The sequence below is a fragment of the Microbulbifer maximicatervae (SeqCode) genome, from assembly GCF_052467825.1.
On sequence record NZ_CP174327.1, the window covers coordinates 5,203,843 to 5,216,527 of the forward strand.

At 49.5% G+C, this 12,685-nt stretch carries 9 protein-coding genes and 1 tRNA gene; 2 read left to right on the top strand and 8 right to left on the bottom strand.

Annotation, left to right across the window (positions count from 1 at the left end):
- Positions 1-2: 2 nt before the first annotated feature.
- The 3 genes from ACJJII_RS22855 to ftsH all read right to left on the bottom strand — a co-directional run bounded on the left by ACJJII_RS22855 (position 3) and on the right by ftsH (position 6,025).
- On the bottom strand, positions 3-980 hold the full coding sequence (locus ACJJII_RS22855) for an NAD(P)H-quinone oxidoreductase (RefSeq protein ID WP_444917839.1): 978 nt from the start codon (positions 978-980) through the stop codon (positions 3-5).
- A 203-nt stretch (positions 981-1,183) separates the two neighbouring features.
- A complete protein-coding gene (locus ACJJII_RS22860; RefSeq protein ID WP_444917840.1) occupies positions 1,184-3,463 on the bottom strand; it encodes a TonB-dependent receptor in 2,280 nt (759 codons plus the stop codon).
- 588 nt (positions 3,464-4,051) lie between these two features.
- On the bottom strand, positions 4,052-6,025 hold the full coding sequence (gene ftsH, locus ACJJII_RS22865; RefSeq protein WP_444917841.1) for an ATP-dependent zinc metalloprotease FtsH: 1,974 nt from the start codon (positions 6,023-6,025) through the stop codon (positions 4,052-4,054).
- A 365-nt stretch (positions 6,026-6,390) separates the two neighbouring features.
- On the opposite strand from ftsH, the gene ACJJII_RS22870 reads away from it, so the two are divergent.
- A tRNA-Arg gene (locus tag ACJJII_RS22870) sits at positions 6,391-6,467 on the top strand.
- A 444-nt stretch (positions 6,468-6,911) separates the two neighbouring features.
- Here ACJJII_RS22870 and ACJJII_RS22875 read toward each other — a convergent pair.
- The 4 genes from ACJJII_RS22875 to ACJJII_RS22890 form a co-directional block, all read right to left on the bottom strand.
- Complete coding sequence (locus ACJJII_RS22875) at positions 6,912-7,694, bottom strand: sulfite exporter TauE/SafE family protein (RefSeq protein ID WP_444917842.1); 783 nt, start codon at positions 7,692-7,694, stop codon at positions 6,912-6,914.
- Between the two features lie 82 nt (positions 7,695-7,776).
- Positions 7,777-8,289 carry a flavin reductase family protein gene (locus tag ACJJII_RS22880; protein WP_444917843.1) on the bottom strand — a complete coding sequence of 171 codons (513 nt, stop codon included), beginning with the start codon at positions 8,287-8,289 and terminating at the stop codon, positions 7,777-7,779.
- A gap of 25 nt (positions 8,290-8,314) precedes the next feature.
- Complete coding sequence (locus ACJJII_RS22885) at positions 8,315-9,343, bottom strand: methionine synthase (RefSeq protein ID WP_444917844.1); 1,029 nt, start codon at positions 9,341-9,343, stop codon at positions 8,315-8,317.
- A gap of 28 nt (positions 9,344-9,371) precedes the next feature.
- Positions 9,372-10,349: a DUF1852 domain-containing protein gene (locus ACJJII_RS22890; protein ID WP_444896507.1), complete on the bottom strand. Its 978-nt coding sequence runs from the start codon at positions 10,347-10,349 to the stop codon at positions 9,372-9,374.
- A 152-nt stretch (positions 10,350-10,501) separates the two neighbouring features.
- Between ACJJII_RS22890 and ACJJII_RS22895 the strand changes: the two genes are divergently transcribed.
- Positions 10,502-11,404: a LysR family transcriptional regulator gene (locus ACJJII_RS22895; protein WP_444893151.1), complete on the top strand. Its 903-nt coding sequence runs from the start codon at positions 10,502-10,504 to the stop codon at positions 11,402-11,404.
- 366 nt (positions 11,405-11,770) lie between these two features.
- Here ACJJII_RS22895 and ACJJII_RS22900 read toward each other — a convergent pair whose 3' ends face one another.
- Positions 11,771-12,643 carry a LysR family transcriptional regulator gene (locus tag ACJJII_RS22900; RefSeq protein ID WP_444917845.1) on the bottom strand — a complete coding sequence of 291 codons (873 nt, stop codon included), beginning with the start codon at positions 12,641-12,643 and terminating at the stop codon, positions 11,771-11,773.
- Positions 12,644-12,685 lie beyond the last annotated feature (42 nt).

Sequence of the window (12,685 nt, forward strand, 5' to 3'; positions counted from 1 at the left end):
CCTTACAAGGTTAAAACGATTTTCCCGGTGATAGTACCGGACTCCAGTAATTTATGGGCCTCAACCGCCTGATGCAGAGGAAACTCAGCGGCTAGTTGCGGCCGCACTTTACCCGCTTCAATTAGCGGCCAAACCTTTTCTTCCAGCGACTTCGCAATACCGGCTTTAACTTCTGGCGAGCGAGCCCTCAAGGTTGAGCCGGTCAATGTAAGTCGTTTCAACATCACCGGCATCATATTTACTTCTACTTTAGCGCCAGCCAGGTAGGCAATATTCACGATTCTGCCGTCGTTAGCGGCCACACGAATATTGCTATTGATATAGCTACCGCCCACCATATCCAAGATAACATCAGCTCCGTAATCATCAGTCATCTCGCGCACAACGGAGACAAAATCTTCATCCCGATAGTTAATCGCCTTCTCCGCTCCCAACGCCACACAGGCTGCGCATTTATCTTCTGTTCCCGCAGTAGTGAAAACCCGGGCTCCCAATTGATGGGCCAGCTGGATCGCCGTGGTACCAATGCCAGAGGAACCACCATGGATTAAAATCACCTCGCCCGGTTTTAAACCGGCGCGGTCAAATACATTAGTCCATACGGTGAAAAAAGTTTCCGGCAATGCAGCTGCCTCAATAAGACTAAGGCCTGCGGGGACCGGGAGGCATTGTCCCTCTGGAGCTACTGCAAACTCTGCGTAGCCTCCACCATTGGTCAGGGCACAAACTTTATCCCCCACCTGCCAGCGCACAACTTTTTCCCCGACTTCAACAACCTCACCAGCCACTTCCAATCCCAATACCGGCGATGCTCCAGGAGGTGCCGGATAATGCCCTTGGCGCTGCACAATATCAGGGCGATTAACCCCAGCTGCGGCTACACGGATAAGGACTTCGTCTGCACCTGGAGCAGGCTTATCCATCTCCTGCAATTGCATGACTTCAGGCCCACCAAATGTAGGCAGATCAATAAACCGCATATTTTTCCCCTTTATAGGTTCACTTTTATTGCCACGCTAACAAAACAAGAGTATCAAAAATCATCAAGCAGTTTTTATTCAACACGCAACCCAAAAAAAACGGCCAGCTCCATCACAACTTTTAATTGTGAAAAGGAACTGGCCGTTTCGAAGTCTGCTGGCTTAAAAATAACTTTCTCTAAGCAGCAAATTCTCAGCCGAGATTAGAGTTCGTAAATAAACTCAACCCCCATAACACGACCTTTATTTAGCGGGGTAAAGCTGGCACCGATACCACCAAGGTTAACTGGTAGCTGCGTATCATTACCCTCAGTAACTTCATCAAGCATATTTTTACCGAATACAGAAACTGTATATTGGCCGCTATCCGCAGTATAACCGATACTAAAGTCCACCATTTCTACTTCAGACAGCATACCCTTGTTATCATCCGTATAAGGTGCTTCATCGCGATGATTGTAGTTAATGCGGGAGGTGATTGTTCCGTAGGAACCTAGAGACAAATCGTGCACTAACCCTATACCATAAGTCCATGGCGCCAGGCGTGGGATCTCAAGACCCAGGTCTTCATCATCCACAAAGCCGTCACCATTCAGGTCACCGAGTACCTTATCGTAATCGCCATCTACATAGCCCACGTTGAAGGTAAGCAGCAGGTTTTCACTGAGCGCAGCCATGGTCTCCAATTCAGCACCACGAATTGTCGCATCTGCGGTGTTGCGGATAACCTGTACCACCCCAGCCTCAGGGGAGGAGAAATTCTCCTCCCGCTGCATATTGTCAATACTATTGTGGAACACCGCCATATTGGTGCGCAGTCGGCCATCAAGCCAGTCTACCTTGGCACCAATTTCGAAGCTGCTCTGCTCTTCCTGATCTGTTGCCTCGGGCTTGAAGTTCCAACTTGTATTGCGGAAGTTGTAGCCACCACTGCGGAAGCCTTTGGTCCAGAAAGTGTAGAGCTGAGTTTCATCGGAAACCGTCCACTGCAGGCCCAGTTTGGGAGTGAACGCACTCCAACTTTCACTATCATCAAGATCGTAGTTAGAGCAACCACTTAGGGTGCAGTAGTTCAGCGGGATAGAGGCAATCTTTGCGTCTTTTTCCTCACTCGAGTAGCGTCCACCCAGGGTCAACACCCAGGCCTCGTTCAGGTCGATATCAGCCTGGGTAAATAATCCATAAGTGCTGTGATCCTGCACACCACCACCGGTCCAATCGATAATGCCGCCCTCACCATCGGCCAGCAAACGATTTTCCAGGTAGGTCACATCCTGAGAGAACCAATAGACACCGGCAGTGATGGCCGTGCGACCGAAACGGCCGGCATAGCGCAACTCGTTACTCAACTGGCTCTGATCTACGCTCGAGTCCGCATGGAAACCGACAAAAGGCAGGGAATCAATATCCCCCAAACCCCGCGCCTCATATTCACGCCAAGCCAGGATATTTGTGATGGTGCCATCACCGAATTCAACGTCTTTATTGAACTCAGTAATGATCTGGGACCACTCATCTTTTTGATAACCCTCTTCGTCCTGGGCTACTTCAAAGGAATCCTCACTGTTATCCCAGCCCAAAATTCCTGCCCACTCAGCCCACTCAGTGGCACTGGGGTACTGATAGCTCCCATCTCCTAGTGGTATCTCATAACTTGCATAACCCCGGTTTTGCGCAACCACCCCATCGGAGTCCATGCGCCCATGCTCCATCCGCACAAGCAGCTCTGCCGTTTCATTGAGTTGAATACTAAAGCTTGGGCGAATAAACCAGCTGTCAGAGGCACCGGCATTATCATTGCCGGTGGCAACATTTTCGAACCAGCCACGGTCATCGTTGTAGTAAACGGTCAAGCGGCCGTTAACATCGTCAGAGATGGCACCATTAATTGAACCCGCAGTCACCACATCCAGATTATCCGTTGTGGACACCTTAACGCGAGCAGAGAATTCATCAGTTGGGCGCGCTGTTTTAACTACGACAGCACCACCGGTAACATTACGACCAAAGAGCAGGCCCTGCGGACCACGGAGAACTTCGATACCCTCCAGGTCAAACACATCGGTAACAACACCCGCATTCACACCGAGGTACATACCATCGACAAAGACCCCTACTGTGGGATCAATTGATGGAATAGAGCTATTCACTCCAAGACCGCGCACAGTGAAGTTTGCCGTATTTTTTACGGTACCCACATCCTCCAGCTGGACGTTGGGCATTTTGAAAGAAAGGCTTTGTAAATCCCTAGTTTGCAGAGCCTCCAGTTGGTCACCGGAATAGGCGGTTGCCGCTACCGGAACATCCTGAAGTAATTCTGCATCTGCACGCTTACGGGCTGTTACCTGTACTTCTTCCATAAGGGTGCCGACTGCTCCCTCTGCGGCATAACTGGGGCTAATACCACTGGCTAACCAAAGAGTTGCTACGGAACAGGCGGAAAGCAGAGCAGAGTGCTGCTTGGGTTTTGACGGACTTCCCATGTTTTCTCTCCATTGTTTTATTTTTTTTATGTACAACAACGGACTTATCGCAATCGGTACTGCCTGGCTCCACCGCTCTACCTCTATAAAGAGGCTCCGACTAAGTGAAGCTCCGATTCAAGACCGCGCTGATAAAGAGGCACAGATTTCGTAGTGAATCTGTGACATGGACAGGTTACAGGCTCACAACCGTGTGTGGAAGTCTATTTAACGTAAATGTCTGTAAAAATAACTCAATTAGTCTGGAAAGTTCTTTCAACTTGAAGAAAAAAATTAAAGGGAATGGAAAAAATAAAATTATGCACTGTTTAAGGGCGATACCCTAAGTTGCCCTTTTACATAGAAAATTGATTATTTTCAAAAAAGCCAATGACAATATGTATCTAAACCACCCAAAAAACACAAAACTTTTTGTCTATTTTAAATTGATGCGCTCTCGGCTCTTTTAGAACGGCCTGGAAGTACCCTTCGATATTTCAGGTTATCGGCAATTCAAAACTAATAAACTCAATTAACCTGGTACATTTAAATACATTAAATTTGACCAATGGGTCCGCCTGAAAAATAAATTTCCATTAAAGCCAGGAGCTATTTCGGCGCAATAGATGTGTCATCACCACCTGCAGCCACATGGGAAAGTATTTCATTTATTTCCGCTGCATCGAGGGTTTCTTTTTCCAAAAGAGCCCCAGCCAATGCATCTAATTTTTTGCGATTTTTTGTCAGCAACTGATCTACTTTCATCTCAATACCGCTGATCAAAGCAATAATTTCGTCATCAATAATCTCTGAGGTGTGTTCGCTGAAGTCCTTCTGCTGGGCCATCTCGCGCCCCAGGAATATATGCTCCTCTCCCCGGCGGAAAGCAACGGGGCCTAATTTTTCACTCATCCCCCAGTGCGTCACCATGTGACGGGCCAGTCGCGTCGCCTGCTTTAAATCTGCCTCTGCACCAGTGCTCACCTCCTTGAATACCACCCGCTCAGCGACCCTCCCTCCAAGCATTACGCCGATACGATCGCGGAGATAACTGACCTGCATACTGTGATGCTCTTCGGTGGGAATCTGCTCGGTAGCGCCGAGACTGTGCCCCCTGGGAATAATAGTCGCCTTCTCCAAGGGGTCTGCATTCGGCAATAGCGTTGCTACCAGCGCATGTCCCGCTTCGTGGTAGGCGATAATCCGCTTGTCCTCTTCACTGATAACCATTTCGCGCTCGCCACCGAGAACCACTTTATCCCTCGCCCTCAATAAACAATCCATATCCACTGCGGACTTATCTTCTCGCCCCGCCAACAGTGCGGCCTCATTAATCAGGTTTTCCAGATCCGCGCCAGCAAAACCCGCGGTCAGGGCCGCGAGCCGCTCCAGATCCACCTTGCCGTGCAATGGGACATCGCGGGAATGAATCTCAAGAATTTCCTTGCGTGCGGCCTTGTCTGGAAGGTCCAGAGTAATTTTTCGGTCAAAGCGCCCTGGTCTTAGCAGCGCCGCATCGAGAACGTCGGGCCTGTTGGTTGCCGCAACCACCACCACCGCTTCCTGGGGATCAAAGCCATCCATCTCACCAAGAATCTGGTTGAGCGTCTGCTCCCGCTCATCGTGTCCACCTCCAACACCCGTTCCCCGCGCCCGGCCGACGGAATCAATCTCATCGATAAAAATAATTGAAGGAGCATCTTTCTTGGCTTCGGCAAACATATCCCGCACACGGGAAGCGCCCACCCCTACAAACATCTCAATAAACTCAGAGCCACTAATACTGAAAAATGGCGCTTCACTTTCACCGGCCAGCGCTTTCGCCATCAGGGTTTTGCCCGTACCGGGAGGCCCCATTAGCAAAATGCCCCGGGGGATCTTCGCTCCGAGCTTGCGATAGTGCTCCGGGTTCTTGAGGTACCCCGCCACTTCTTGCAGGTCCTTCTTCGCATTTGCCAACCCGGCCACATCATCGAAAGTCACCTGGGACTCACTGCGCTCAAACCGCTTTGCTGGTGATCGAGCAAAACCGAAGGGACTGCCGGGAGCCCCACTGGCCATCTTTTCCTGCATTCGCCGCCCCATCCAAACCAGGAGCCCAATAATCAGTATCCAGGGCAGAAGCAGAATCAACATCCGCTGCATAAAGCCCCCTCCCGGGGACTCTGCCAGGATTTCCACTTTCTCCTTTTCCAGCAGGGGGAGCAGATCGGGGTCCTGAACGGAAGGTAGAATGGTTGTGAAGTGCTCAGGCTGTGGAGCCTTTTTTTCTTTCTCGCCAGTGTTTGACGCCGGCAGCTTGCCCGCCTCCGGCTTAAAAGTGCCGCTGACTCTATCCCCCTCGATAACCACGCTGGCAACTTTGCCTTCGGCGACCTCTTTCTTAAAGTCACTGTAAGCTAACTCAGTCCGCTTGCCAGAAAGCTGTCCGTTAGTGCAGTACTGTACAGTCAGTATTAAAAGGAAAATCCACAGGAAGTACTGAAGCCAATTCAGCGGCCCTTGCGGAACCGGCTTTCCCGATGGCGGTGAAGGAGACTCCCCCTGCGGCAGCTTTCGCTCTTGGTCCTGCTCGTCCGCCATATATTCTCACTATATCTCTGGAGAAGCCTGCCGCCGGAAGATAGGCCGGGCCTGGCAATGGGCAATGGAAAAGGTGCGAATCATCGGAATCCCGGTAGAGTAATGAGTATAGTTCGCCGCCAATCACACCGAGGAATTTAATGCCTCGCCCCTGGATAACTGGCGCAATCGGTACCCAAGGCATATTTTTCAAAGTAAGTCTTGCAAATTGAGGGAATGCACGGCAGAATTCGCGCCCTGTCGAGACTGGTCGACCGCTCCCAGAGGGGCCCAGAAACTCGATAAGTTGCGGATTTTTAAGGATTTTTTCCAAAAAGAGGTTGACGGCAACGAATCAACTCTCTATAGTTCGCACCCATAACGACGCGCTCGTAGCTCAGCTGGATAGAGTACCTGGCTACGAACCAGGCGGTCGGAGGTTCGAATCCTCCCGAGCGCGCCATACAAAGAAAAGGGCTTACGTTTCACGACGTAAGCCCTTTTTTGTTGTAGAACAGCTAGTGCCAAACTGCTCTTTGCACAATTTATTCTTCGCAGCCTCGCCACCCCAGCAATCCCTATTCACTTTAAGCAATCACAAATAGCTTGAATGACCCAGCAGGGTTAGAAACAATCTCTTTCATTCGTTCCATACAGCGGATAGATATACACACATCAGTCAGCGGGAGCAATTGCACCAACTGTGCAACCTCCAGATACGTTAATCCATTTTCATCTCGCTAGGATCGTGTGCTCGACTAGAGATTTCGACACACAAAAGAAAGTTAGGAGTTAATACTCCTCACTTGGGCCCGATCGCACCTGGAAAAGGATTGAAGCCCCCTTCCACTTTTGCAGCTGCGCCTACACCGAGATAACAATCGATAGACTGCAATTCACTGATGCCTCAGAGAAGAAAACTCCCACCCACGCAGAGTAACAGCAGGGCAAACAAACGCTTAAGCAATCGCGGAGATAACTTGTGAGCCAGTCGCGCTCCAAAACGGGCAAAAAACATGCTGGTGATGGCGATACCGACCATGGCTGGCAGGTAGATAAAACCAAAACTCCACTGCGGCAGCTCAGGTTGCTGCCAACCAATAACCATAAAACTCAGAGCGCCGACGGCAGCAATCGGCAAACCACAGGCTGAGGAAGTTGCCACTGCTTGCTGCATCGGCACGCTGCGCCAGGTCAGAAAGGGAACCGTCAGTGTGCCACCGCCGATGCCAAAGATGGCAGAGGCCCAGCCTGTTACCCCGCCGGCCGCTGTCAGCCCCAGCTTGCCGGGAACAGCGCGACTGGCCCTGGGCTTAAGTTCCAATCCCATTTGAATGGCAATGGTGATAGCAAATACACCAATAATCTTTTGCAGTACCGGCCCCTGGATAGCTGCCGCAGTGAACGAACCGAGACTTGCACCGAGAAGAATACCCAGACTCATCCAGGCAAAAGTTGGCCATAGCACCGCGCCTTTGCGCTGATGCTCCAGAACCGAATTAATCGAAGTAAAGACAATAGTCGCTAGCGAAGTGCCCACAGCCAAGTGAGTCAGCACATGCGGATCGATACCCTGGGCAGTAAAACTGAATACCAGCACAGGTACGATGATGATGCCACCACCAACGCCAAACAAGCCGGCCAGCACCCCAGCCACAGCTCCCAGCAACAGGTAGAGTAGAAATTCCATAAATTCCTCGAATTGATTGATGCGGGTTCCTTCTGGAAGCAGGCGATGGGGCTGCAAGTCCGCAACCCGTTGCTCACATGTATTACCCGGCTGGGGCCACCGCAGTAAGGTTGCGATATTGGCCTTTGAAATACAGAAGTGGCTGCCTGGCAGCAGCTTTTTGTAGGTTTAACGCCTTCACCTCACCAATCACAATCAGGTGATCTCCGGCGGCGTGTTCAGCATGAATTTCACAATCAAGCCAGTGTAAGCTGCCGGCGATAATGGGATTCCCCAGCGGCGATTCCTGCCATTCGACTTCGCTCCATTTGTCCGCGCCTTGACGAGCAAACTGGTTGGAAATCGTAACCTGATCATCCGACAGGATATTGACCGAAAATCGACCTGCCTGACGAATTTTGGGATAGCTATACGAACTCGACATAACGCTGAACGACACTAATGGCGGGCTCGTCGATACGCTATAAAACGACTGGCAGGTAAAGCCTATCGGCTCACCCTCACGGCGCGATGCGATCACGGTAATACCGGAAGCGTAATGCCCCAGTGCCTCGCGAAAGCGCAACGGTTCTATGGCTGTACTGGAAAGTGACATGGGAGCACCTAAATATTGTAGACAGCTAAACCGAGAGCTCTCTTCGAACAATTTCTGCACCTGCACTTAACGCATTGAGCTTACGGTTCGCAACTTGACGGGATAGAGGCGCCATACCACAGTTCGTACAGGGATAGAGATCCTTAGCATCCACATACTTGAGTGTTTTTCGCAAGGTATCGGCGACTTCCTCCGGTGTTTCAATCGTGTTGCTTGCCACATCAATAGCGCCCACCATCACTTTTTTACCACGAATAAGCTCAAGGAGATCCATTGGAACATGGGAGTTGTGGCATTCGAGCGAAATTAGATCAATATTGGATTTTTGCAGTTTTGGAAACGCTTCTTCATATTGTCTCCATTCTGACCCCAGAGTTTTCTTCCAGTCTGTATTGGCTTTGATACCGTAGCCATAGCAAATATGTACGGCAGTTTGGCATTTCAGCCCCTCGATGGCTTTTTCTAAAGTGGCAATCCCCCAGTCATTCACCTCATCAAAAAAAACATTAAATGCAGGCTCATCAAATTGAATAATATCAACACCCGCAGCCTCTAACTCACGCGCTTCCTGATTGAGAATTTTGGCAAATTCCCAGGCGAGCTTTTCGCGGCTTTTGTAGTGGCTATCGTAGAGAGTATCAATCATTGTCATGGGGCCAGGTAATGCCCACTTAATAGCTTGACTGGTTTGCTTGCGCAAAAACCTGGCATCTTGAACAAATACTGGTTGTTGCCTAGATACTTCGCCAACAACTGACGGCACGCTCGCTTCATAGCGATTGCGGATTTTAACGGTTTCCCGCTTCTCGAAGTCAACGCCGTTGAGGTGCTCAATAAATGTAGTCACAAAATGTTGGCGGGTCTGTTCCCCGTCACTAACGATATCGATACCGGCTTGTTGTTGCTCTTGTAATGTCAGGCGCAAGGCATCCTGTTTACCTTCTTGTAATTGATCCCCCTGTAATTTCCAGGGAGACCAAAGTTTTTCGGACTCTGCGAGCCAGGATGGTTTAGGCAAGCTTCCAGCGCTTGAAGTTGGCAATAGGCGATTCATGAAAAATAATCTTATCTGTATTTGTTAATTAAAGCGCGTAATTAGCGGCCCACTGATCAAGGATGCTTCTGTATGGCTTGATAAATTGTTCTTCAGTAAATTTTCCTTGCTTTATAGCCAGCTGGCTACGCTCTTCCCGGTCATAAACAATTTTAGTGAGTGAATAATCTTGGTGCTTCAAACTGGGCTGATAGCAGGTCCCCGCTACAGAATTTGCATTGTATATTTCAGGCCGATATATCTTTTGGAAGGTCTCCATCGTGCTGATAGTGCCGATAAGCTCAAGATTCGTATAATCACCAAGCAAATCACCTTGAAAGTAAAAAGCCAAAGGGGCAACACTATCCGGCGGCATAAAATAGCGAACCTGCAAACCCATTTTCTCAAAATACTCGTCAGTTAAAGAGTATTCGTCCTGCCGATACTCAACACCGAGTACGGGGTGCTGATTTTCAGTTCGATGATAAGTCTTACTGCTCGATACACTCAGACAAATAACAGGGGGCTTGCTGAAGTTATCCTTGTAGGCACTTGAATTCAGGAACGATTGAAAAATTTTCCCGTGAAGATCGCCATAACCTTCAGGAAGGCTAAACTTGTCTTGCTTCTTGTTATGCTCCAACAACAACACGCTGAAATCATAATCCCGCACATATGAAGAAAAGTTGTTTCCTACTATGCCCTCAATCCGTTGATTGTTTTTATGATCAACAATATTCGTCTTCAATACTTCAATGGTAGGAAAGGCTTCTCCGTTGCCTTCAATATCAATATCAACGGAAATAATATCCAGCTCTACAGAGTAACGATCTGCACTAGGGTTGTCCCAATGCGCCAAGGCATTGAAACGACGATCAATCATTCTCAAGGTGTTGAGCAAGTTATCCCGACGGCTCTCCCCTCTCGCCAAGTTCGCAAAATTGGTGGTGATCCGCGTGCTATCCGCTGGACGATAGTTTTCATCAAAGCGTAAGTTCTTGATGCTGAATGCAAACTCTTTATTCATTGCGGCCTGGTATCCTGATTCCTAAGGCAAAAACTGAGTTCTTTGCTTGGTGATTGACATTGCCAGGCAGGATAAGCTTCTTTATAAATGAACAAAAATGGTATATTTTCAACTATCCATTAAATTTATTCATGGATTGCTCGGTTACAGCTATGCTAGAGCGCACGCACTTAACAATAATCCAGGCCGTAGACCATCACGGTTCGCTAACCGCAGCGGCCAAGCACCTTTGCCTAACCCAGTCGGCGCTGAGCCATACTGTGCGCAAGTTGGAACAGAACCTCGGGGCCCCTATCTGGTTGCGTGAGGGCCGCAGCTTGCGCTTGACCCAGACCGGTGAGTATCTGCTTGGATTGGCCAACCGTGTCCTGCCACAACTGGAACATGCTGAGAGCAAGCTAAAGCAAATGGCTCAAGGTGAGCGCGGTACCCTGCGTATCGGTATGGAATGCCACCCCTGCTATCAGTGGTTACTGAAAGTAGTGTCGCCATTTCTGGAAGATTGGCCGGACGTGGATGTGGATGTTAAGCAGAAATTTCAGTTTGGAGGTCTCGGCGCTTTACTGGGTTACGAGATCGACCTGCTAGTTACCCCTGACCCTTTCTATAAAGCCGGACTGCGCTTCGATCCCGTATTTGATTACGAGCAGGTGCTGGTAGTCCCTCGAGATCACCCGATGGCAAAGCGAAAGTACCTGACAGCAGAAGACCTACGGGATCAGGTGTTGTTAACTTACCCCGTGCCGCCGGACCGCCTGGATATCTATACCCAGTTTCTCAACCCTGCGGGCGTGGTGCCACTGCGCCACAAGACCAGTGAAACTACCGATATCATGCTACAGATGGTGGCCAGCGGCCGCGGGGTCGCAGCCCTGCCTCGCTGGCTTGCAGAGGAGTACTCCACCAAGCTGGCACTATCGGTGGTGCGCCTCGGGCGACAAGGTATTGCCAAACAGATTTTCTTAGGAACTCGTGAAGACGATAGCGAAGTTGAATACCTGAGCGCTTTTATCAAACTGGCCAGAGGTTATGAGCACTCAGAAACTAAAGCCTAATGCTGGTGAGATTTACCGTTTACTCAGGTAGCAGTTTGAACAGTCACCATAGAGTGAAAAATATTTACGAAGTACGGACCTTTCCACTACCCGCAAACACGCCCGCACAGAAAAACTTGCCAACCCTAAGTAATCCATTTGCGTTTTTCACTGCTAAACGGCACGCCCAGGTAGTGACAAATACAGCGAGTTACGCCACTGAAATTTAATAAACAATAAATTTCAATTTGCTGGCAACGGGCCAGGCAATTGGAGGTTCGAACTTTCCCGGGCAATCCACATAAGAAGGCCTTATATCACAGGAAATAGTCTCTTCTATTTTTCTGGAGCCCTATCCAAGCCCGAATGGAGCCAGTTCAAAACGGTTTAAGATTGAACTGGAAAGGGGTTTTCAAATAAAGCTCGCTTTTCTTCCAATCTTTCCCGCAGGAATTCTTTTAACTTATTTGCTCTCACCATATGCCGTGAGTCAGTGCGACTTAATAACCACAAAGCCCAAGAGGAGGGAGTTTGACGTAGGGGAAGCTGAATCACCGAAGGGTGCCCTATCGCATTGACAAACCAGCAGGGCATTCGAGCCACCCCAAATCCATTCTTTACCGCCAGAAACATGGCATGCAGGTCATCCACTCTTAATCCCGCACTGCACTTGGGAAGATCATCACACCACCTTGGCAACTGCTCTTCCGCCGACCAAAGTACTGCTTTAACTTTGTTGCTGATGACCAGTGAACGATGAGCGTAAACTCCCATTTCCAGCTGGGCAAACTGAATACCAGTAAGAAGGTCAGGTGGCTCAGGCGTAAATCTTAGAGCGACGTCTGCCTCGATATTTGCCAGGTCCTTCAAGCTACTGGAAGCCAAAACCCTCAGGGATATGTCTGGATGATCAGCCTGGAACTGGCACAGATCCTCTAGCAGTAACTGGTTGAGTAAATCATGGGGTAACGTAAGAACAAGGGGACCTGCCATGCGGCTATCCGCCCCACTGATCCGCTCTTCCAGCATTAAGTTTTGAACCTCCAATTTCTCGGCTATCGGCAAAATTGCCTCTGCCGCCTCTGTAAGGGCATAGCCCCTCGGCGTGCGATGAAATAAAAGCACACCATGAGACTGCTCCAGAGATTGAATACGCCGGGAAACCGTAGCGTGATTAACATCTAACACCTTGGCAGCCGCAGACACCGTGCCATTGCGCGCAAGTGCAAGGAAGTAGCGGATATCATCCCAATTAGTCATTTTGCCTCTTCTCTCGTCCACTCTTTCTTATTTATGTGCATA